Annotated in this window: 19 protein-coding genes; 9 read left to right on the forward strand and 10 right to left on the reverse strand. The window is 70.1% G+C overall.

Annotation, left to right across the window (positions count from 1 at the left end):
* Positions 1 to 15: 15 nt before the first annotated feature.
* The 6 genes from ACGF4C_RS34070 to ACGF4C_RS34095 all read right to left on the reverse strand — a co-directional run bounded on the left by ACGF4C_RS34070 (position 16) and on the right by ACGF4C_RS34095 (position 4,589).
* The gene (locus tag ACGF4C_RS34070) at positions 16 to 759 is read right to left on the reverse strand and encodes a Tellurium resistance (RefSeq protein ID WP_393571671.1); all 744 of its coding nucleotides are present in this window, start codon (positions 757 to 759) and stop codon (positions 16 to 18) included.
* Positions 760 to 856: 97 nt separating this feature from the next.
* Positions 857 to 1,996 carry a DUF475 domain-containing protein gene (locus tag ACGF4C_RS34075; RefSeq protein WP_393571673.1) on the reverse strand — a complete coding sequence of 380 codons (1,140 nt, stop codon included), beginning with the start codon at positions 1,994 to 1,996 and terminating at the stop codon, positions 857 to 859.
* A gap of 52 nt (positions 1,997 to 2,048) precedes the next feature.
* Entirely contained in the window at positions 2,049 to 2,624 is a 576-nt protein-coding gene (locus tag ACGF4C_RS34080; protein ID WP_201808044.1) for a TerD family protein, read from the reverse strand.
* Between the two features lie 182 nt (positions 2,625 to 2,806).
* Entirely contained in the window at positions 2,807 to 3,382 is a 576-nt protein-coding gene (locus ACGF4C_RS34085; protein ID WP_393571675.1) for a TerD family protein, read from the reverse strand.
* Between the two features lie 169 nt (positions 3,383 to 3,551).
* On the reverse strand, positions 3,552 to 4,010 hold the full coding sequence (locus ACGF4C_RS34090) for a peroxiredoxin (protein WP_030414570.1): 459 nt from the start codon (positions 4,008 to 4,010) through the stop codon (positions 3,552 to 3,554).
* 147 nt (positions 4,011 to 4,157) lie between these two features.
* The gene (locus ACGF4C_RS34095; protein WP_030414571.1) at positions 4,158 to 4,589 is read right to left on the reverse strand and encodes a DUF3052 domain-containing protein; all 432 of its coding nucleotides are present in this window, start codon (positions 4,587 to 4,589) and stop codon (positions 4,158 to 4,160) included.
* 519 nt (positions 4,590 to 5,108) lie between these two features.
* On the opposite strand from ACGF4C_RS34095, the gene aceE reads away from it, so the two are divergent.
* Positions 5,109 to 7,841, forward strand: a complete 2,733-nt coding sequence (gene aceE / locus ACGF4C_RS34100; protein WP_393571678.1) for a pyruvate dehydrogenase (acetyl-transferring), homodimeric type — start codon at positions 5,109 to 5,111, stop codon at positions 7,839 to 7,841.
* Between the two features lie 128 nt (positions 7,842 to 7,969).
* Here aceE and ACGF4C_RS34105 read toward each other — a convergent pair whose 3' ends face one another.
* A complete protein-coding gene (locus tag ACGF4C_RS34105; RefSeq protein ID WP_393571681.1) occupies positions 7,970 to 8,398 on the reverse strand; it encodes a peptidase inhibitor family I36 protein in 429 nt (142 codons plus the stop codon).
* A 552-nt stretch (positions 8,399 to 8,950) separates the two neighbouring features.
* Positions 8,951 to 10,552, reverse strand: coding sequence for an MFS transporter (locus tag ACGF4C_RS34110; protein ID WP_393571683.1), 1,602 nt, complete (start codon positions 10,550 to 10,552; stop codon positions 8,951 to 8,953).
* Between the two features lie 115 nt (positions 10,553 to 10,667).
* On the opposite strand from ACGF4C_RS34110, the gene ACGF4C_RS34115 reads away from it, so the two are divergent.
* The 7 genes from ACGF4C_RS34115 to ACGF4C_RS34145 all read left to right on the forward strand — a co-directional run bounded on the left by ACGF4C_RS34115 (position 10,668) and on the right by ACGF4C_RS34145 (position 19,300).
* Positions 10,668 to 11,327: a TetR/AcrR family transcriptional regulator gene (locus ACGF4C_RS34115; RefSeq protein WP_393571685.1), complete on the forward strand. Its 660-nt coding sequence runs from the start codon at positions 10,668 to 10,670 to the stop codon at positions 11,325 to 11,327.
* Between the two features lie 198 nt (positions 11,328 to 11,525).
* Positions 11,526 to 12,740 carry an alpha/beta hydrolase gene (locus ACGF4C_RS34120; protein ID WP_393571687.1) on the forward strand — a complete coding sequence of 405 codons (1,215 nt, stop codon included), beginning with the start codon at positions 11,526 to 11,528 and terminating at the stop codon, positions 12,738 to 12,740.
* Positions 12,741 to 12,953: 213 nt separating this feature from the next.
* Positions 12,954 to 13,835, forward strand: a complete 882-nt coding sequence (locus ACGF4C_RS34125; protein WP_393571689.1) for a DUF4429 domain-containing protein — start codon at positions 12,954 to 12,956, stop codon at positions 13,833 to 13,835.
* Between the two features lie 197 nt (positions 13,836 to 14,032).
* Positions 14,033 to 15,496 (forward strand): sensor histidine kinase, encoded by a 1,464-nt coding sequence (locus ACGF4C_RS34130; RefSeq protein WP_393571691.1) that lies wholly within the window; start codon positions 14,033 to 14,035, stop codon positions 15,494 to 15,496.
* Entirely contained in the window at positions 15,493 to 16,179 is a 687-nt protein-coding gene (locus ACGF4C_RS34135; RefSeq protein ID WP_030414579.1) for a response regulator transcription factor, read from the forward strand. Before ACGF4C_RS34130 ends, ACGF4C_RS34135 begins: the two co-directional genes overlap by 4 nt.
* 548 nt (positions 16,180 to 16,727) lie before the next feature.
* Positions 16,728 to 17,897 (forward strand): alpha/beta hydrolase, encoded by a 1,170-nt coding sequence (locus tag ACGF4C_RS34140; RefSeq protein ID WP_393571694.1) that lies wholly within the window; start codon positions 16,728 to 16,730, stop codon positions 17,895 to 17,897.
* 182 nt (positions 17,898 to 18,079) lie between these two features.
* Positions 18,080 to 19,300, forward strand: coding sequence for an acyltransferase (locus ACGF4C_RS34145; protein ID WP_393571696.1), 1,221 nt, complete (start codon positions 18,080 to 18,082; stop codon positions 19,298 to 19,300).
* A gap of 146 nt (positions 19,301 to 19,446) precedes the next feature.
* Here the strand turns inward: ACGF4C_RS34145 and ACGF4C_RS34150 are convergent, their stop codons facing one another.
* Both ACGF4C_RS34150 and ACGF4C_RS34155 read right to left on the reverse strand, forming a co-directional pair.
* Positions 19,447 to 20,472, reverse strand: a complete 1,026-nt coding sequence (locus tag ACGF4C_RS34150) for an aldo/keto reductase (RefSeq protein ID WP_393571698.1) — start codon at positions 20,470 to 20,472, stop codon at positions 19,447 to 19,449.
* Between the two features lie 6 nt (positions 20,473 to 20,478).
* Complete coding sequence (locus tag ACGF4C_RS34155; protein WP_393571700.1) at positions 20,479 to 20,970, reverse strand: MerR family transcriptional regulator; 492 nt, start codon at positions 20,968 to 20,970, stop codon at positions 20,479 to 20,481.
* 168 nt (positions 20,971 to 21,138) lie between these two features.
* Here ACGF4C_RS34155 and ACGF4C_RS34160 point away from each other — a divergent pair, with 168 nt between their 5' ends.
* Positions 21,139 to 21,960: a serine hydrolase domain-containing protein gene (locus ACGF4C_RS34160; protein ID WP_393571703.1), complete on the forward strand. Its 822-nt coding sequence runs from the start codon at positions 21,139 to 21,141 to the stop codon at positions 21,958 to 21,960.
* Positions 21,961 to 21,989 lie beyond the last annotated feature (29 nt).

Below are 21,989 nucleotides of genomic sequence, written 5' to 3' on the forward strand. Positions count from 1 at the left end.
CGGGCGGGGTGCGGGTCAGACCTTGGACTTGTACCCGCGCCCCCACTGGAGGCCCCAGCCGTACAGCCGGTCGAGCTCCGCCTGGAAGCCGTAGACGTACTTGACCTCGCGGCGCACCGTGAGCTCACCCTTGGCGTTCTCCAGCGTGAAGATCGCGCAGGACCGGGCCTGTGGCGCCCGTTCGTCCAGCTTGACCTCCACCCGCGGTCCACTGCTGGGGTAGAGCGTCACGACCGCATGTGTGCGGTCGAACGCCGGTGTGCCGTCGTAGATGTAGACGAAGATCAGTAAGCGCTTGATCTCGTCGCGGTGGTCCAGGTTGATGTACAGCGTCTCGCCGGAGCCCGAGCCGAACCGGTCGTCCCCGCTGAGCTGGACGAACGGCGGGCCGTTGAGGTCCCCGAGGAAGTTGCCCAGCGGCTGCACCACGCCCTTGGTGCCGTCCTTCAGCTCGTACAGGCAGGCCAGGTCCAGGTCGACGTTGACCACGGCCGGTCCCTGCGCCTGGACGATCTCGGGCTTGAACAGCTTGCCCGGATGCCGCAGCAGCCCGCCCCTGCCCTGCCCGCCCCGCTCGTGGAAGTCGGAGGTCCGCATCTGCCAGTGCAGATTGACCCGCAGATGACCGGCCGCCGCGCCCTGCTTGGTCAGCGAGATGACCGGACTGCGTTTCGTCAGCTCGACGACGTACGACGCCCCGCCGCTGTCGAAGTCGAATTTCTGGGCGCCACCGCGCCACAGGTTCCCCAGGAACGACACCTTGCCCACCCCATTGCTCGGCCCCAATTACCGCGGGGCGGCCCGGGGTCCGTACCCCGGGCCGCCCCGCAGAGAGCGTTCCTCATTCAGCGACGCGTCACACTCCGGACACGACTTCCGGTTTTGCTCCGGAGCTGTCGCCCGGCTTGCCCTCGCGCCGGTTGCGGACCACCGACGAGGCGAACGAGAGGCCGATCAGCACCACGCCGATCAGACCGGTGATGACCTCGCTGATCTCGTACTTGATCGTGATGAGCAGGATGACGGCGAGCGCGCCGATGGCGTAGTGCGCGCCGTGCTCCAGGTAGACGTAGTCCTCCAGGGCGCCCCTGCGGACCAGGAAGACGGTCAGCGAGCGGATGTACATCGCCCCGATGCCCAGGCCCAGCGCCATCATGAAGATGTCGTTGGTGATGGCGAACGCGCCGATGACGCCGTCGAAGGAGAACGACGCGTCGATGACCTCGAGGTAGAGGAAGAGGAAGAACGCGGCCTTGCCGGCCAGGCCGACCGCCGAGCCGGCGCCCTTCGTCGCGGCGGCCGCGGTGGCCTCCTCGCCGTCCTCGTCCTCGCCTTCCTCGTCCTCCTCCAGCTTGTCCTCGAAGTAGCCCGAGATGCCGCCGACGACGAGGTAGGTGATCAGGCCCGCGACGCCGGCCAGCAGGACCGTGGCGGTCTTGTCACCGCCGCCGTGCGCGACGTTCGTCGCCACTGTCATCGCGGTCACCAGCAGGACCACCAGCGCGATGATGACGGAGAGCATGTCGAGCTTGCCCATCTTGGCCATCGGCTTCTCGATCCAGGAGAGCCACTTGTAGTCGCGCTCCTCGAAGATGAAGTCGAGGAAGATCATCAGCAGGAACATCCCGCCGAAGGCCGCGATGGCCGGGTGGGCGCTGGTGACCAGCTCCTGGTAGTGCGCCTTGTCATTGAGGGCGAGCTTGACCGCCTCGATCGGCCCCAGTTTCGCGGTGATCGCGACGATGACGACCGGAAAGACCAGCCGCATGCCGAACACCGCGATGAGAATGCCGACGGTGAGGAAGATCTTCTGCCAGAAGGCATTCATCTTGCGCAGGATGCCTGCGTTGATGACGGCGTTGTCGAACGAGACCGAGATCTCCAGAACGGACAGGATCCCGACGATCGCGAGCCCCTGCCACCCCCAGAGCACGCCGGCCAAGGCGAGACCGACCACCGTGATGGCGAACGACCAGCCAAAGGTTTTCAGGAGCACTGCCTACCCAATCCCTCGCTGTGTGGGCCCCCCGCGCGCAGCGCGCGGCGCTTTACGAAACGTTGACCCCGAAGTCTAGAGCGATGCCCCTCAGGCCTGACGCGTACCCCTGTCCTACCGCCCGGAACTTCCATTCGCCGTTGTAGCGGTACACCTCACCGAAGATCATTGCGGTTTCGCTCGAAGCGTCCTCGCTCAGGTCATAACGGGCGAGTTCACTGCCGTCGGCCTGATTGACGATCCGGATGAAGGCATTGCTGACCTGGCCGAAACTTTGTCCGCGCAGATCCGCCTCATGGATCGAGACCGGAAAGACGATCTTGTCGACCTGCTCGGGCACCTGCGAGAGGTCCACCAGGATCGATTCGTCGTCGCCCTCGCCCTCACCGGTGAGGTTGTCACCGGTGTGCTCGACGGAGCCCTCGGGGCTTTTGAGGTTGTTGTAGAAGACGAAGTACTCGTCGCCCAGCACCCGGCCCGACTGGCACAGCAGCGCGCTGGCGTCGAGGTCGAAGGGCGCGCCGGTCGTGGACCGTGCGTCCCAGCCGAGGCCGACCGTGATCTGGGTGAGATTCGGCGCGGCCTTGGACAGGGAAACGTTGCCCCCCTTGGCGAGCGTGACACTCATCGTTCGCTTCCTCCCCGGTGTCGTACGGGCCCGCCCTGGCGCGGCCCGGCTCCTTCACGCGCGCCCGGCGCCGCACTCCCCGGACAGGGGCGTACGGCGCCGGGCGCGGTCACTCTCCTGGCCGGGCGGCCACCGTGGTGACTGCCCGGCCTGACGTCGGCGATCGGCTCGGGGCCGGTCGGTCAGACGTTGACGCCGAAGTCCTGGGCGATGCCGCGCAGGCCGGAGGCGTAGCCCTGGCCGATGGCGCGGAACTTCCACTCCGCGCCGTTGCGGTACAGCTCGCCGAAGACCATGGCGGTCTCGGTCGAGGCGTCCTCGCTCAGGTCGTAGCGCGCCAGCTCCTTGTCGTCGGCCTGGTTGACCACGCGGATGAAGGCGTTGCGGACCTGGCCGAAGCTCTGCTGGCGGGTCTCGGCGTCGTAGATCGACACCGGGAAGACGATCTTGGCGACGTCGGCCGGCACGGCGGCGAGGTTCACCTTGATCTGCTCGTCGTCGCCCTCGCCCTCGCCGGTGATGTTGTCACCGGTGTGTTCGACCGAACCGTCCGGGCTCTTCAGGTTGTTGAAGAACACGAAGTTCTGGTCGTTGGCCACCTTGCCCTGGTCGTTCGTCAGCAGGGCGCTGGCGTCCAGGTCGAAGTCCGTACCGGTGGTGGTACGCGCGTCCCAGCCCAGACCGACGATGACCGCGGTCAGATTGGGGGCTTCCTTCGTCAGCGAGACGTTGCCGCCCTTGCTGAGGCTGACTCCCACGAGTCCTCCCGTAGATTCGAGGGGTACGTAGAGATCTGCGCCCCCATCGTGCATGGCATCGGATCAACGAATTGATCCTAGTGACCGGTTCCCACCGATTGCAGATATCGCACCTGGATCGCCGCGGATGTCGGCGCGGCGGGCACCGGCGGGTGGGAGCGCGCCCGGCTCAGAGGGTTTCGAGGGCCTTGACGTAGTCGTTCAGGTCGCGGGCGTCGGGCAGGCCGTTGACGACCGTCCAGCGGACCACGCCCTCCTTGTCGATGACGAAGGTGCCGCGCACCGCGCAGCCCTTCTCCTCGTCGAAGACGCCGTAGGCGCGGGAGGCCTCGCCGTGCGGCCAGAAGTCCGACAGCAGCGGGTACTCCAGGCCCTCCTGCTCGGCGAAGACGCGCAGCGAGAACGGGGAGTCGTTGGAGACGGCCAGCAGCTGGACGTCGTCGTTGACGAACTTCGGCAGCTCGTCGCGCAGGGCGCACAGCTCGCCGGTGCACACGCCGGTGAAGGCGAACGGGTAGAAGAGGAGGACGACGGCCTTCTCACCGCGGAAGTCGGAGAGCTTGACCAGCTCGCCGTGCTGGTTCTTCAGCTCGAAATCCGGAGCCTTCGTGCCGACCTCGATCGCCATGGGGGTGCATCCCTTCCGCTCACGCTCAACAGAACGCGACCACCCTACGCGCCGGGGAGCCTCGTCGGGGATTCGGTACGAGCGGGGCCGAGCCCCCTCCGGAACAGGGCGGAGGGGGCTCGGTGGCGAGTGAGGGGGCCTTAAGGCTCAGCGCTTGCCGGACTTGGGCGTGACCAGCCGGCTGCCCGTCCAGTCCTTGCCCGCGTTGATGCTCCGGGTCTGCGACAGGCCCGCGGTCTGCGCGGCTTCGTTGATGTCGCTGGGCTCGATGTAGCCGTCACGGCCGGTCTTGGGCGTCATCAGCCAGATCTGGCCGCCCTCGTCGATCAGACCGATGGCATCCACCAGCGCGTCCGTGAGGTCGCCGTCTTCATCGCGGAACCACAGCAGAACGACGTCGGCCACATCGTCGTAGTCCTCGTCGACGAGATCCTGGCCGATCACGGTCTCAATGGCTTCGCGGAGATCCTGATCGACGTCATCGTCGTAGCCGATCTCCTGGACCACCTGTCCGGGCTCGAACCCCAGCCTGGCGGCAGGGTTGGTCCGCTCCTCCGCGTGGTCCGCGGTCGCGCTCACGGATTGCCTCCTGTCATGTTTCGGAAAATGCTCGGGGACCCCGCGCGTGCGCGGAGCATTGGGCGTAGTCCACACGGGCCGGGCGGATCGCGCAAGTACCCGGCGGTCCAGACCGCCGAAACGGTGACGTTTCGCGGCGTCTCGCCGCAACCGCGACCCCCGGGAGACAGGGTGAAGTGATTCACACCACAGCGTTCTGCGGGGTTTATCGGGTAGTCGCGCGCGACTGGTCCCTTCGGGGGGTGGCCGGGCCCGGTACCGGATCTCATTTCGGAGGGCGTACGTCCGTACGCGAAGCACTTTCGACGTGGGCGTATGGTTGCGATTTGGCCGACCTGAGAAATCGGCCTTTTCAGCGCCATCTCTCAGCGGATGGTTACCCATCGGTAGAGGTGACGTATCGCTGTGGCTCGGTACACGATGGAAGACGGCGCGACACCAAGGCAGAGACAGCATTCGTCCCGTGCACGGCATGAATAACGTGCGGAGCACGACACGACCCGAACACGAAGGAACAGCGTGGCTTCCGGATCCGATCGAAACCCGATCATCATTGGCGGCCTTCCCAGCCAGGTCCCGGACTTCGATCCCGAAGAGACCCAGGAATGGCTCGACTCGCTCGACGCTGCCGTCGACGAGCGAGGCCGGGAACGTGCCCGCTATCTCATGCTCCGGCTGATCGAGCGGGCCCGCGAGAAGCGCGTGGCCGTGCCGGAGATGCGCAGCACGGACTACGTCAACACCATCGCGACCAAGGACGAGCCGTTCTTCCCCGGCAACGAGGAGATCGAGCGCAAGGTCCTCAACGCGACCCGGTGGAACGCCGCCGTCATGGTGTCCCGCGCCCAGCGCCCCGGCATCGGCGTCGGCGGTCACATCGCCACCTTCGCGTCCTCCGCCTCCCTCTACGACGTGGGCTTCAACCACTTCTTCCGGGGCAAGGACGAGGGTGACGGCGGCGACCAGATCTTCTTCCAGGGCCACGCCTCCCCCGGTGTCTACGCCCGCGCGTTCCTCCTCGACCGGCTCACCGAGGCCCAGCTGGACGCCTTCCGCCAGGAGAAGTCCAAGGCCCCCAACGGCCTGTCCAGCTACCCGCACCCGCGGCTGATGCCGGACTTCTGGGAGTTCCCGACCGTCTCGATGGGCCTCGGCCCGCTCGGCGCGATCTACCAGGCCCGGATGAACCGCTACATGGAGGCCCGCGGCATCGCCGACACCTCCAAGTCGCACGTGTGGGCCTACCTCGGCGACGGCGAGATGGACGAGCCCGAGTCGCTCGGCCAGCTGTCCATCGCCGCCCGCGAGGGCCTGGACAACCTGACCTTCGTCGTGAACTGCAACCTGCAGCGCCTGGACGGCCCGGTCCGCGGCAACGGCAAGATCATGCAGGAGCTGGAGTCGCAGTTCCGCGGCGCCGGCTGGAACGTCATCAAGCTGGTCTGGGACCGCAGCTGGGACCCGCTGCTCGCGCAGGACCGCGACGGCATCCTGGTCAACAAGCTGAACACCACCCCCGACGGCCAGTTCCAGACGTACGCGACCGAGACCGGCGCGTACATCCGTGAGCACTTCTTCGGCGACGACCACCGCCTGCGGGCGATGGTCGAGAACATGAGCGACGACCAGATCCTGCACCTGGGCCGCGGCGGTCACGACCACAAGAAGATCTACGCGGCCTATGCGGCGGCCAAGGCGCACAAGGGCCAGCCGACCGTGATCCTCGCGCAGACCGTCAAGGGCTGGACGCTCGGCCCGAACTTCGAGGGCCGCAACGCGACCCACCAGATGAAGAAGCTGACGGTCGACGACCTCAAGGGCTTCCGTGACCGGCTGCACCTGCCGATCCCGGACAAGGACCTCGAGGACGGCCTGCCGCCGTACTACCACCCGGGCCGCGACTCCGAAGAGATCCAGTACATGCACGACCGGCGCAAGTCGCTGGGCGGGTACGTACCCACCCGTGTCGTGCGCGCCGAGCCGCTGCAGCTGCCGGACGACAAGGCCTACGCGGGCGCCAAGAAGGGCTCGGGCCAGCAGAAGATCGCCACCACCATGGCGTTCGTCCGCATCCTGAAGGACCTCATGCGGGACAAGGAGATCGGCAAGCGCTTCGTGCCGATCGCGCCCGACGAGTACCGCACCTTCGGCATGGACGCGTTCTTCCCGTCGGCCAAGATCTACAACCCGCTGGGCCAGCAGTACGAGTCGGTGGACCGCGAACTGCTCCTGGCCTACAAGGAGTCGCCGACCGGCCAGATGCTGCACGACGGCATCACCGAGGCGGGCTGCACGGCCTCGCTGATCGCGGCCGGCTCCGCCTATGCCACGCACGGCGAGCCGCTGATCCCGGTCTACGTCTTCTACTCGATGTTCGGGTTCCAGCGCACCGGTGACCAGTTCTGGCAGATGGCCGACCAGCTCGCGCGCGGTTTCGTGCTCGGCGCGACCGCGGGTCGTACCACGCTGACCGGCGAGGGCCTCCAGCACGCCGACGGCCACTCCCAGCTGCTGGCCTCGACGAACCCGGCCTGTGTCGCCTACGACCCGGCCTACGGTTACGAGATCGCGCACATCGTCAAGGACGGTCTGCGGCGGATGTACGGCGAGAACGCCGAGGACGTCTTCTACTACCTGACCGTCTACAACGAGCCGATCCAGCACCCCGCGGAGCCGGCCGACGTCGACGTCGAGGGCATCCTCAAGGGTCTGCACCGCATCAAGCCCGGCGAGAAGGGCGAGCACGCGGCCCAGATCCTCGCCTCCGGCGTCGCGGTGCCGTGGGCGGTCGAGGCCCAGCAGATCCTCGCGGACGAGTGGAACGTCAAGGCCGATGTGTGGTCGGCGACCTCCTGGAACGAGCTGCGCCGCGAGGCGGTGGACGTCGAGGAGCACAACCTGCTGCACCCGGAGGAGGAGCAGCGCGTCCCGTACGTGACGCAGAAGCTCCAGGGCGCCGAGGGTCCGAAGGTCGCGGTGTCGGACTGGATGCGTTCCGTCCCGGACCAGATCTCCCGCTGGGTGCCGGGGACGTACCAGTCGCTGGGCGCCGACGGTTTCGGCTTCGCGGACACCCGTGGTGCGGCCCGTCGCTTCTTCCACATCGACGCGCAGTCCATCGTCCTGAGCGTGCTCACCGAGCTCGCCAAGGAGGGCAAGGTCGACCGTTCCCTGCTGAAGCAGGCCATCGACCGCTACCAGCTCCTGGACGTCGCGGCCGCCGACGCGGGTGAGGCCGGCGGCGACGCCTGATCCCCCCGCGGCCTGCCGCCGCACCGCTTCCCTCGCGCCCCCCGGCCGGTGCCCTCCACCGGCCGGGGGGCGCGGTGGTGTGCGGCCCGGCGGGCCGGCACCTCGCGGTGGGGCCGCCGCTGCGCGGATCATCGCTCCCACACCTTGAACGCCCTTACCTGGTAAGGGGATCGGGGCACCCAGGTGCCGCCGCCGGGGTAGGTGTTGTACTCGGCGGTCTCGGCGCACTCCGCGCTCTGGTACGTGGTGACCGGCCGGCCCATCCGGTTGGCGAACGAGGCGGCGCTGACGCCCTTGGGCAACGTGATGCAGCTCTCGATGTCCGTGTCGGACAGTTCGAAGGTCCGCCGCTTGCCGGCGAAGTCCGCCCTCGGCCAGAGGCACAGCTGTCCCGCCGCGCACTCGCCCGAGGCCGCGGCGGCGCGGCCCGTGGTGGCCGCGTGCGCGGGGGCGGTGCCGAGGGCGGTCGGGAGGGTGAGCGCGGCGGCCAGGGTGGCGAGGCCGGTGAACAGGGCGGTGGCGGTGGTGGTGGCGGACGTGTGCAGACGCAGACGCATAGGAATCTCTCCCCCGTGAGGTACGTGACGTGCCGCGGCGGGCGGGCTGCCCGCGGCGGGTTCGTCATCGACCTTCGCCGGGCCGCGGTGCGATTGCCAAGGCCCGGCCGGGTCCACCACCCGGATCAGGTATGTGGACAAGCGGACCGGCCGGAAGTGGGGCTGCGGCGCACGAGGTTGACGTGGCGCGGGGCGGCCGGAGGGGCCGCGGAAACCGTTCTTCGCGGCCCCCTGGCGGGGACGGGGGCAGGGTCGTCACCTGTAATGCGCGCAGGGGCCGGGCCGGTTCCCGGCACGGCTCACCAGGATGAGGGATTCAGCGTTTCGGAAAGGGTCAACTGCCGCTTGGTGCCTGGGCGGTGGGCCGTGCGGCGGCCCGGAATGCATGGTTGACGCGGCCGGACCCGCGGCTGCGCACCGCGGTCAGGCGACGGCGGGGCAAGGGACGGTGGCGTACGCGACGGCGCGCGGCCGGCCGAGGAGTGCCTCGGCCGGCCGCGCGCCGGGTGCTGCGGGTGGGCCCGGGGCGCTCATCGGCCCCGGCGGCCCGGATCAGATGTGGCCGACGCCGGCACCCGCCTCGGCGTTCGCTCCGCGCTTGGTGAAGAGCGCGACGATCGCCGCGACGACCGCGACACCGCAGGCGACGGTGAAGGCCAGGCCCATGCCGGACACGAAGGTGTCGTGCGCGACCGAGGTGATCTTCTGCGCGAACTCCGGCGGGGTGTGCTTCGGGACCGGCGCGATACCGGCCGAGACGGCGTCGGAGACCTTCGACATCTGGGCGGGCGGGATCGGCGGGAGGCCGGCCGAGTGCCAGTTGCCCGGCAGCTCGTTCTCCACGCGGGAGGCCATCACCGCACCGAGCACGGCCGTTCCGAGGCTGCCGCCGACCTGCATGGCGGCCTGCTGGAGGCCGCCGGCGACGCCGGAGAGCTCCAGGGGGGCGTTGCCGACGATGACCTCGGTGGCGCCGACCATGACGGGCGCGAGCCCGAGGCCGAGCAGCGCGAACCACACGGACATCGGCCCGGTGCCGGTGTTGGTGTCGAGGCCGGACATGCCGTACGTCGCGATTGCGGTGAAGACCATGCCGCCGACCAGCGGGATACGCGGGCCGAACTTGGTGATCAGGGCACCTGCCACCGGCGACGCGACGATCATCATGCCGGTGAGCGGGAGGAGGTGCAGGCCGCTGTCCACGGGGCTCATGCCGTGGACGTTCTGCAGGTAGAACGTCACGAAGAACAGGCCGCCCATGAAGGCGAAGGCCATCAGCACCATCAGGATCGTGCCGGCGGTCAGCGGCACGGAGCGGAACATCCGCAGTGGGATGAGCGGTTCGCGGACCCTGGTCTCCAGGAGCGCGAACAGCGCGAACAGGACCACGGCCCCGATCAGGAAGCCCCAGGTCTTCATGTCGCCCCAGCCCCAGTCGGTCGCCTTGATCAGCGGCCAGATGAGGCAGAACATCGCGGCCGAGAGCAGCACGATGCCGGGGATGTCGAACGAGCGGGGGGCGTTCTCCGCGCGGTGGTCCTTGAGGATCACCAGGCCGAGGATCAGGGCCAGCACGCCGACCGGGACGTTGATGAAGAACACGGACTGCCAGTTGACGTGCTCGACCAGCAGTCCGCCGACTATGGGGCCGCCGGCGGTGGAGGCGCCGATGACCATGCCCCAGATGCCGATCGCCATGTTGAGCTTCTCGGCCGGGAAGGTGGCGCGCAGCAGTCCGAGGGCGGCGGGCATCAGCAGCGCGCCGAACAGGCCCTGGAACACGCGGAAGACGATGACCAGCGTGACCTGGCTGGAGAAGCCGATGGCTCCGGAGGCGGCGGCGAAGCCGACGATGCCTATGAGGAAGGTCTGGCGGTGGCCGAAGCGGTCACCGAGCTTTCCGGCCGTGATCAGCGAGACGGCCAGCGCGAGCATGTAGCCGTTGGTGATCCACTGCACGTCGCCGAACGAGGCGTCGAGGTCATCTTTGATCGCCGGGTTGGCGATGGCGACGATCGTGCCGTCCAGGGCCACCATCATGACGCCGATGGCGACGGAGAAGAGGGTCAGCCACGGATGGCCTCGCAGCCCCTTCGGGGGCTCCGGTACGGGAAGTTCCGGCGCGGCGTGGGCGACCGGGGTCTGGGAACTCATACCCAGAGGCTAATGACAGCGACTGACAATTGACAAAGCAAATCATGAGTCGGTAACTGTCATCTCCCTCACAGGTAATCTGAGCAGCGAGAACACCACGGAAAGGCGGCGCAGGATGGCCACCTCGACGCCGCAGACGGCCCCCGGAGGCGGACTGCGCGAACGCAAGAAGCAGCGCACCCGTGACGCCCTGATCCGCGCCGCGCTCGAACTGTTCACGGAGCAGGGCTACGAAGAGACGACCGTCGACGAGATCGCCGAGGCGGTGGACGTCTCCCAGAGGACGTACTTCCGGTACTTCGCCAACAAGGAGGACGTCGCCTTCGCGGTCCAGGAAATGGTCGAGGCCCGCTTCCTCGACGAGCTGACCGCACGCCCCGCCTCCGAGGATCCGCTGACGGCGCTGCGCAGCGCGGTGATGGTGGCGTGGGACGACATCGGCGGCGCCATCGAGTCGGTGGTCCCGGTGGAGCTGCACATGCGGACGTACCGGATGATCGAGTCCACGCCCACGCTGGTGGCCTCCCATCTGCGGCGCTCGTCCGAGCTGGAGGAGCGGATCGCGGGGCTGATCGCCCGGCGCGAGGGGCTGGACGTCGATGCCGATCCGCGGCCGCGGGTGCTGGTCGCCGCGTTCTGCGGGGTGATGCGGGTGGCCGGCAAGGTGTGGGGCGAGGGTCCGGAGTGCAGCGTGGCGTCCATCCGTGAGCTGACCCAGTCCTATCTCGACCACATCCAGCCGGCGATCGGCGGCGACTGGCGTTCGGCACGCTGAGGTCGAATCCCCCGCAACTGCCCGTAACGGACAGCCGCCGTTGAGCAACCCATTAACCGCATGATGAGACCGCTCCTGCACGACTGAGCGCAGGAAATCGGCAATTCATGTCCGGTTTGGTCGAAATACCCGCCGCGAAACGTGATATCACTCACGGGCCCGCCAGCGGGCCTTCCCCGTCTCCTAGGGTGGCCCGCGGTGACTTCCTTCCCGGGCCTGGGCCCCTCCTCCGGTTTTCTGCAGTCCACCGCCTGGCGTGCGGCGCTCGCCTTGGCGGTGGTGTTCGTGATGCTCGCCATGACCGGCTGGACGGCCGTCAGAGGCACCAAGGACGACGCAAACCCCCTGGCCACGGCCAGAACCGCCTGGAAGCACGCCACCTTCCTCGGGCGTCCGCTGCCCGACCCCAACGGCTCCCCGGCCACCCTGCGGACCTTCTTCGCCGCGCTCACCGGCGCCCAGCAGCAGCAGCTCGCCAACCGTTATCCGCTGGTCGTCGGCAACATGGGCGGCGCGCCCGCCGCACTGCGTTACCGGGCCAACCGGATGGCGATCGACGACGCCCGCGCCGTGGAGAAGCGGCGGATGGGCGACCGCCGGCTCACGCCCGTGGGCCGCCAGGAAGCCGGCCGGCTGATGCACCGCTTCGAGTCGATGATGAGCCCCGGGCGACAGATCCTCGCCTTCGATCCGGCCGGTGGCGGGCGGGCGGCGGAGGTCTTCGGCAGCCTCCCGGCGGCGAAGCGGGTCTCCGTAGTGGTGCCCGGCGTCGACACCAACCTCTCGACCTTCGAACGGACCGTACGGGCCACCGCGGCGCCCGTCGGCATGGCGCGCTCCCTCTACGCCGCCGAGCGCACCGCCAAACCGGGTGTGCGGACGGCCGTGATCGCCTGGGCCGACTACACCACGCCGTCCGGCCTCGGTGTCCAGGCCGTCACCGGGAACCTCGCCGAGGCCGGCGCGGTCCGGCTGCGCGCCCTGGTGAAGTCACTGCCGTCCTCCGACACCGTCTCGCTGTTCTGCCACAGCTATGGCTCCGTGGTGTGCGGCGTCGCCGCCCGGCACCTGCCGGCGAACGTCGAGGACATCGCGGTCGCCGGCAGCCCCGGCATGCGGGCGGAAAGCCTCTCCGGGCTCGGCACCCACGCCCGGGTCTGGGCGATGCGGGACTCCGACGACTGGATCCAGGACGTGCCGTACCTGGAGGTCGGCGGGCTCGGCCACGGCGCCGACCCGGTCGATCCGTCCTTCGGCTCCCGGATCCTGTCCGCCGACGGCGCCGTCGGACACGCCGGCTACTTCGCACCCGGCACCCGCAGCCTGCGCAACTTCGCTCTGGTCGGGGTCGGGGCGCTCGACTCGGTGGACTGCGCGACCGACGATCCGCACTGCAGCACGGGCCTCGCCTGAACTCCCGTGCAAATACGGCCGGTTCCCGCCGGCACGGCCCGGCGCCCGGGGACGGGCCGTGCCGACGGGAACCGTCCCCGGTGGCCGGCGCGTCAATGGGGCAAGGGCCGGAAGCGGCCGGGCCGAAGGCGCGTGACGCGCGTAGTCCTGGCAGCGCCTTCGAGGTGTCCGGAAGGGGGACGGGCGGGCAACCGCCCGCATACGATGAGCCGCATGGGTGATGTGCTGGCCGGTTTTCATGCCGTCTGGGAGTTCGACACGGACTCCGTACTCATCCGCTTCGAACGGGGGATCCGCAGGCCGAAGCTCTTCCAGGCGCTCGGCGAGCGACGCATTCCGTACGAGGCGCTGAGCTCCGTCGAGCTGTCCGAGGGCAGACGCGGCACGGTGGTGCTGCACGCCGTGCCCCGGCCGGGTGCCGACCCCCTGATGGAGGCGGCGAACGGGCAGCTGAAGGAGGAAGCCGACCCGTACCGGCTGGTGCTGCCGGCCGAACGCGAGACCCTGGCGGACTTCTACGCGGACGAGCTGCGCACCGCGCTGGGCCCCGACGCCAAGGAACCGGCCGAGCGTCATCTGGTGACCGCACCGGAACCTCCGCTCCACTTCAAGGCGTACGACGGCAAGGCGTCCTTCGACGGCCGTTCGGTCGCCTTCCGGTGGTTCTGGACGGGGGCGTCGTCGGCGAAGTGGAAGTGCGGCGACCAGACCTTCACGGTGGGCGAGTTGGCCGGTGTCGAGTGGCGCTCGCCGGAGGTCTTCAACGGCTACCTGCGGCTGTTGGAACGCGGGGCGGCCGAGCCGGGGAAGGGCGAGGCCGATCAGGACCCGGCAGCGGTGGTGTTCGGGCTGGGGTACGGCCCGGTCCACGAGTCGCTGCCGTTCGCCGCCGCGGTACTGCAGGCCGTGCGCGCCGCCGAGCCGGAGCAGGAGAGCGCGGAGCGCGAACCGGTGTGCCGCCGGGCCGGGGACGCCCGCCGGGACCCCGCGGACATCGCGGACCGGATACGGCACTTGGGCGAGCTGCACGACGCCGGGCTGCTGACGGACGACGAGTTCAGTACGAAGAAGGCCGAACTGCTGGCCGAGCTGTAGGGCCCCGGCTTCACGCGGGCCGGCTGCCTACCGGCGGTCTCGCGCGGCGGGCTCGTGCCGCGGTGTCGTGCCGCAGTGTCGTGCCACTGTCTCGTCGGCGGTCTCGCGCGGCGGTGGGTCATACCGTGGTACGGGGCCGAAGGCCGACCCGTGGTATGACGCCCGGGCCCCGACCGTCCGCTTACATTGACTCCGCGATGAACGGACGATCCCCCACCCCAGCCCCCGAGGCGGCCCGCGGCGCCGAGCGCGAGCCGGCCCGGTCGAGAGCGCTGCGCGCCGCACGGCAGGCGCTGCGCATCCTCGCCGTCGAGCTCGGTACCCCGACCGAACCCGGCATCCCGCTGTTCGCCGGTGTCCAGAACCGCTGGCTGCGCCGGGTGCCGTATCTCGTCGCCTTCACGTTCGCGGTGTCGTTGCTGCCGACGACCATCAACGTCCTCGGCAACGACTACGGCATGAACGGCGGCCTGGCCGGCGCGCTCGCCACCGCTCAGACCGTGCCCCTGATGCTGGCCGTGACCCGGCCGCTGCAGGCCTGGTGGGTGATATTCGCCGCGGATTTCGTCTGCGCCCTGGGGCTGACGGTGGTCGACGGCGTGGCGAACCGCGCCTGGCCCTGGACGCCCCCGGCGATCGTCGGCTATCTCGCGCTGATGCTGGCGCTGTCCCTGCGCGAGCGCCGGCGCACCCTGATAGCCGTCTGGCTGACGACCGGCTTCGCCGGAATACTCTCCGAGACGATGACCCCGGAGCGCAGCCAGAGCACCTGGGTGCTGACGTTCGTGCTCGCCGGCGTGATGCTGCTGATGGGCGCGAGCCTGCGCGAACGGGGCGACGCGCAGCGGAAGTTGATCGAGCAGGAGACCATCAGCGAGGCCGAACGCGCCCGCCGTACGCTCCTGGAGGAACGCACCCGGATCGCCCGCGAACTGCACGATGTGGTCGCCCACCACATGTCGGTGATCACGGTCCAGGCGGACAGCGCCCCGTACCGCATCAGCGGGATACCCAAGGAGGCGGAGGAGGAGTTCGGGTCGATCGCCGCGACCGCGCGCGAGTCCCTGGCGGAGATGCGCCGGCTGCTCGGCGTGCTGCGCAGTGAGGAGACGGAACGGCAGGGCGGCGGTCCGGAGAAGACCCCGCAGCCCGGGGTGGCGATGCTGCCGAAGCTGGTCGAGGGGACCGTACGGGCCGGTGTGCCGGTGGAGTTGGTGCTGCCGGAGGAGCCCGTGGCGCTCGAACCGGCGGTGGACCTGTCGGCGTACCGCATCGTTCAGGAGGCGCTGGCCAATGTGGTGCGGCACGCCCCCGGCGCACAGACCCGGGTGTCGGTCATCCCGACCGCGGACCGCACCCGGCTGACGGTGCTGATCGTCAACTCCGCCCCGCCCGTGGCGTCCGCGCCCTCCACGCCGCTGGAAACCACCGGGACCGGCCACGGCCTGGTCGGGATGCGGGAGCGGGTGCGGCTGGTGGAAGGTTCGCTCGACACCGGTCCGCTGCCCGACGGCGGCTTCCGGGTCGCCGCCCAGCTGCCGCTCACGCCCACGCCGGGCTCCGCAGCCGCCGGCTCTCCAGCACCCGGCTCCCCCGCGTCCGGCTCCGCCGCTTCCCCCTCGATATCTCCCCTCTCAGCGAAGGATTCCGGCTCTTCATGACCACGCGCGTGATCATCGTCGACGACCAGGCCATGGTGCGCGCGGGGTTCGCCGCGCTGCTCGCCGCACAGAGCGACATCGATGTGGTGGGCGACGCTCCCGACGGTGTGCAAGGGGTGGAGCTGAGCCGTCGGACACACCCCGACGTGGTGCTGATGGATGTCCGGATGCCGGAGATGGACGGGCTGGAGGCGGCCCGGCAACTGCTCACGCCGCCGCCCGGCGTCACCCACCGCCCCAAGGTGCTCATGCTGACCACCTTCGACGTCGACGACTACGTGTACGAGGCGCTGCGCGCAGGGGCCTCGGGGTTCCTGCTCAAGGACGCCCCGCCGGCCGATCTGATCTCCGCGGTGCGCGTGGTGGCGGCGGGGGAGGCACTGCTCGCGCCGTCGGTGACCCGTCGGCTGATCGCCGATTTCGCCCGCCAGCGGCCGGCGCCCCGCAAAAAGGACCGTGCCTCGCTGCGGCTGAACGGCCTGACCCCGCGGGAGACCGAGGTGCTGGAGCTGATCGCCCGCGGTCTGTCGAACCAGGAGATCGCCGAGGCACTGATCCTCGCCGAGCAGACCGTGAAGACCCACATCGGGCGGGTGCTGGCCAAGCTGGAGCTGCGGGACCGCGCGCAGGCCGTGATCTTCGCGTACGAGTCGGGGCTGGTGGCGCCGGGGAGTGGCAGCTAGGGCAGTTAGAGCAGTAGAGGGAGCTGTGGTTGCAGCTGTGGTGGGTGCTGTCGTTGAAGCTGCGGTGGGTCTGTAGGTGAAGCCGCGGTGGGAGCTGTGGTTGCAGCTGTAGTTGAAGCTGTGGCGGGAGCTGCAGTTGAAGCTCTCCTTGGGGCGGGAGCTGGAACGGGAGCGGGAGCTGGGGCTCCAGTGGGAACGGTGGGGCGATAGCCCTCGATAGACGCGACCCCGGTTGCCGGTCCTCTTGGGGCCGGTGGTTGGGGCCGTGGCCCTTCGCCCGCCCCCTGACGCGATTCGCGACTCGCGTACCCCGCCCACCCGCGCAACCCCTACGCGCCCTGTATGCCACCGACGCCCCCTACGTTCCCTCTACGGCCCCCTCTACGTTCCCCCTACGCCCTCCCCGCGCGCGCTCCTTCCTGAGGACGAGTGCGGTGCCGGACCCCCTACCCCGGTATCACCCCGGAGTTGGCTCCGCGGTGTGACGCCGTGTCATACACCGTCTCCCTACCTTTCCTCCGCACACCAACGGGAGAGGGAGACACACCATGTCCGTGCTGCGCACCGTCGCACGACGCAGCAAGCGCACGCTGATCGCCGCCGCGCTCGCGGTGACCGTGGTCGCCGGAACCGGCGGCTGGGCGGCGGGTACCGCGCAGACCGCCGTCACCGGCCCGCCGCCCGGCGCCGCCGCCTGGCGCGCCGACCACTCCCTCGGCATGCGGTTGCCGGACCCCGCGACCGCCCAACCCTCCGCCGTAGCACGCTTCTTCGCCTCGCTGACCGACGCCCAGCAGCAGGCTCTCGCCGTACGGCACCCGCTCACCGTGGGCAATCTCGACGGTGCCCCGATCGCCCTGCGGTACACGGCCAACTCCCGTGCTCTGAAGGCAGAACGGTCCCGCCAGCTGGCCCGTGCGGCGGATCCGGCCGGCACCCTTCAGGACCACCAGCAGGCCAGGAAGGCGGCCGACCGGTGTGCCGCACTGCTCAAGCCCGGTCGCCGGATCCTCGCCTTCGACCCGCGGGGGCGTGGTCAAGTGGCCGAGGTGTACGGCGACTTGGCCACAGCCCGGCACACCGCCGTGATCGTGCCGGGCTCGGACATCGACCTGGCGTCGTTCGACCGCGCCAAGGACCCGTACGGCACGCCGACCGGGATGGCCAGGTCGCTGCGTACCGAGATGACTGCCGACGCGCCCGGGACCCGTACCGCCGTCATCGCCTGGGTCGGGTACACCACCCCGGTCGGCATCGGCCCGGACGCCGCCACCGGCCGGCTCGCCGAGGCCGGTGCGCCCCGGCTGGCCCGCTTCCTGTCCGGGCTGGCGGCCACCGGCGTGCCGGCACCGGCCGTGCTGTGCCACAGCTACGGTTCGGTGGTCTGCGGACTGGCGGTGCCGCGGCTGGGTGGTCAGGGTCGCATCGCCGATCTGATCGTTTTCGGCTCCCCCGGTATGCGCCGTGACGGCGTGGCGGAGCTGCACACCTCCGCCCGGGTCTGGGCGGCCCGGGACGCGTCCGACTGGATCGGCGACGTCCCGAACGTGGAGCTGCTGGGCCTCGGCCACGGCGAGGACCCCACCGACCCCGCCTTCGGCGCCCGGCAGGTCTCCGCGAAGCGGGCCGAGGGTCACACCGGCTACCTCGCCCCCGGTACGGACTCGCTCCAGAACTTCGCGGCCATCGTGCTGGGCCGGTACGGCCGGGTCAGCTGACGCGCACAAAAGGGGGCGCGGGGGCGCGGGATGTCACCGCATGGCACCGCATGGCGTGGCAGGTCTCCGCCCGGCACGGCACGGCACGGCACGGCACGGCACCGAGGCTCCCGCCCCGTACCCCGCACCGCCCTTCACCTCCCTGCACCACCCACCTACAGGACGCAGAGGCCAAGGACCCCATGAAAACCACCTCCACAGTTCGCTCAGCCGCCCGCGCGATCGAGGCGCGTACCCCCGCGGAGCGGGACCGGGCGATCGACGGGCTGCGGGCGCTCGCGCTGCTCGCGGTGCCTACCGGCCACTGGCTGCTCGGCGGGTTCACCCTGGACGCCGACGGTGCGCTGCACAACGCCAGCCCGCTGACCGCCTTCGGCTTACTCGCGCCCGTCAGTTGGGTGCTGCAGATGCTCGGCATCTTCTTCCTGGTCGGCGGCTATGCCTCGGTGCTGTCCTACCGGCGCGCCGTCAGGCGTGGCGAGTCGGTGGGCAGTTGGCTGCGCGGACGGCTCATCAGACTTGGCCGACCGGTGCTCGGCGTCACGGCCGTATGGGCGGCGCTGCTGCCGCTGCTCTACAGCGTGGGCGTACCGGAGGCGACCCTGCGGACGGGCGCGACGCTGGTGATCCAGCCGCTGTGGTTCGTCGGCGTGTACGCGGCAATCACCGCGCTGACGCCGTACTGCGTCCGCGCGGCGGGCCGGATGGGGGCCTGGGCCGCCGCGCCGCTGCTGGTGGCCGTGGCGGCGGTGGACTTCCTGCGCTACGGGCCGTTCGCCGAGGCCATGCCGTCCTGGCTGAGCCTGCTGAATCTGCTCCCCGGCTGGATGTTCGCCTATCAGCTGGGCGTCTCCTGGGGTGAGCGGCGGCTCGGCCGGCGGGCCGCGTGGACGCTCCTGTTCGGCGGCGCGGCGTTGTTCGCGGCGCTGCTGCTGTTCTTCCACTACCCGGCGAGCATGGTGGGTGTCCCCGGCCAGGACCGTACGAACTCGCATCCGCCGTCGCTGCTGGTCCTGGCGCTGGCGGCGGCCCAGTCCGGTGCCGCGATCCTGCTCCGGGACCGGATTGCCCGCCTCCTGCGCCGGCCCGCCCTGTGGGCGCCGGTCGTGGTCATCAACCTGTCGGCGATGACGATCCTGTGCTGGCACCAGACGGCGATGCTGTCCGCGGCGGTGCCCGCGTCCTTCCTCGGAGCGGTGCCCGGCCTGACCGTCGCGCCCGTCACGCCGGGGTGGATCTTCGTCCGGCTCGCCTGGCTGCCGGTCTTCGCCGTCGCCCTGCTGCTGATCGCCCGCAGCACCCGCCGTTTCGAGGCGCCTTGGACGGATGTCACCCGTGCCCGTCGCGCCCTCGCCGCGGTCCTGGCCACCGCGTTCGCGGCGTTCGCGCTGGGGCTGGCGTAGGGCAGGGGCGCGGCAGCCCGGGCGCAGCGACGCTGCCCGGGCTGCCCGAACCGACGCCCAAGCAGGACCCCCATGAGCGACCCACCCCGTGAGCGACCCACCCGGTAAACGGCCCACCCCGCGAGAAACCCACCCCCTCCCGCGACCTACTCCCGCCCCGCCGACGTGTGCGTCATGTCCGCGTAGCGCTCGCCCGCCACCTTGTCGGCGATCGGCTCCAGGAGGGCCAGTTCCTCGTGGGTGAGCCGGATGCGGGTGGCGGCGGTGTTCTCCTCGACGCGGTGGCGCTTGCGGGTGCCGGGGATCGGGACGACGGCCAGGCCGTGGACGGCGGCCTGCTGCTGCACCCAGGCCAGGGCGATCTGGCCGAGCGTGGCGTCGTGGGCGTCGGCGACCGCCCGGACCGGTTCCAGCAGTGCCGCGTTGGCGGCCGCGTTGTCGCCGGTGAAGCGCGGCTGCGTACGACGGAAGTCGTCCGTGCTGAGCTCCTGGTCGGCGTGCACGAACGCGCCGGTCAGGAAGCCGCGGCCGAGCGGCGAGTAGGGCACCAGGCCGACGCCGAGCTCGGCCGCGGCGGGCACCACGCCGGCCTCGATGTCCCGGCTGAAGAGGGACCACTCGGACTGGACGGCCGCGATCGGGTGGATGGCGTGCGCCGCGCGCAGTTCGCTGCCGGTGACCTCACTCAGCCCCAGGTGCTTGACCTTGCCCTCGGTGACCAGTTCGGCCATCGCCCCGATCGACTCCTCCAGAGGGACGTCAGGGTTGCGGCGGTGCATGTAGTAGAGGTCGATCTCGTCGACGCCCAGCCGCTTGAGGCTGCCTTCGACGGCCTGGCGGATGTAGGCGCGGTCGTTGCGGATGATGCGCCGGTACGGGTCGTCCGGGGCGTCCGGGTCGGGGGAGATGGCGAACTTGGTGGCCAGGACGACCTCGTCGCGGTGCGCCTGGATGAAGGGGGCGATGAACTTCTCGTTCTCCCCGCGGCCGTACATGTCGGCGGTGTCGTAGAGCGTCACGCCCAGCTCCAGCGCGCGCTCCAGGGTGGCCCGCGCCTCGTCGGCGTCCGTGGGCCCGTAGGCGAAACTCATGCCCATACAGCCGAGGCCCTGCAGCCCGACGCGGGGGCCGCCGGTGCCCAGCTCGACCGTCTCGATCTTCTCGCTACCCATGAAACCTCAGAACCTCTCGGATGCCCGCCGGGCATCGGCGTAGATGTCGATCTTGTAGTCGAGTACGTCCAGCGTGCTCTGCAGCTCCGTTATGCGCTGCCGCACGTCCTCGCGGTGCGCGGTCAGCAGCTGCTCACGCTCGGCGAAGGTGCTCTCGCCCTGCCGGACAAGTTCGGCGTAGCGGACCATGTCGGCGACCGGCATGCCGGTCAGCCGCAGCTTGGTGACCAGGCTCAGCCAGTCCAGGTCGCGGTTGCTGAAGCGGCGCTGCCCGGTGTGCGTACGGCTCACGTGCGGCATCAGGCCTATCCGCTCGTACCAGCGGAGGGTGTGGGCGCTGAGCCCGGTGTGCTCCGAGACCTCGCTGATCGTGTACCGGTCCTGACCGGTGGGCTTGGGGTGCGGGGGCGGCGGGGTGCCGCAGTTGCGGACCCTCACCGGCCGCTCGGCGGTCGCCGCCAGGCCGCTCGTGACCGGTTCGCTCTGCGTGACCGTCATGCCCCGTCTCCCCTGATTCGCCGGATTGCTCTCGACTTCGCCGCGGACCTCGCGGCTGCACGCCGGATGCCTTGCGACGTCTTCAACGCTAGAGAGTTCGAGCGCACTCCAAGCAAGCGCGGATCGGGCGCAGACTTGACCTGAATTTGGGGAGGTTAGGCTCGGAGCATGCAGAGCCTGCGGATGATCGAGAACTGGCCGGTGCCCACCGCTGCGGCCGCCGTCGTACGAGCCGACGGGTCGGTGGCCGGATCGTACGGCCCCGTGGAGCAGAGGTTTCCGCTGGCGTCGGTGACGAAGCCGCTCGCCGCGTACGCCGCCCTGCTGGCCGTCGAGGAGGGCGCCGTCGAGCTGGACGACCCGGCCGGTCCGGAGGGTTCCACGGTCCGTCATCTGCTCGCGCACACCTCGGGGCTCGCCTTCGACGAGCAGCGCGTGATGGCCGCGCCCGGCACCCGGCGGATCTACTCCAACACCGGTTTCGAGGTGCTGGGCGACCACATCGCCAAGGCGACCGACATCCCCTTCCCGCAGTATCTGCACGAGGCGGTGCTGGCGCCGCTCGGCATGACTTCGACGGAACTGCCAGGCTCGCCCGCCAAGGACGGCGTCTCCACGGTCGCCGATCTGATCCGGTTCGCGGCCGAACTGCAGACGCCGCGGCTGCTCGCTCCGCAGACGCTCGCGGAGGCGACGCAGGTGGCCTTCCCCGGGCTGACGGGTGTGCTGCCGGGCTACGGCCACCAGAAGCCGAACGACTGGGGCCTGGGCTTCGAGATCCGCGACGGCAAGTCGCCGCACTGGACGGGCGCCGGGTCCTCGCCCCGCACCTACGGGCACTTCGGGCAGTCCGGGACGTTCCTGTGGGTGGACCCGGAGGCCGGGGCCGCCTGTGTGGCGCTGACCGACCGGGCCTTCGGGCCGTGGGCGATCGAGGTCTGGCCGAAGCTGACCGACGCGGTGCTGGACGAGCTGGCGCGGGCGGTCTGACGCGGACGGCCCGACGCGGGCGGTCTGAC

The organism is Streptomyces sp. NPDC048197 (assembly GCF_043202395.1).
GTDB classification, from domain to species: domain Bacteria; phylum Actinomycetota; class Actinomycetes; order Streptomycetales; family Streptomycetaceae; genus Streptomyces; species Streptomyces siderophoricus.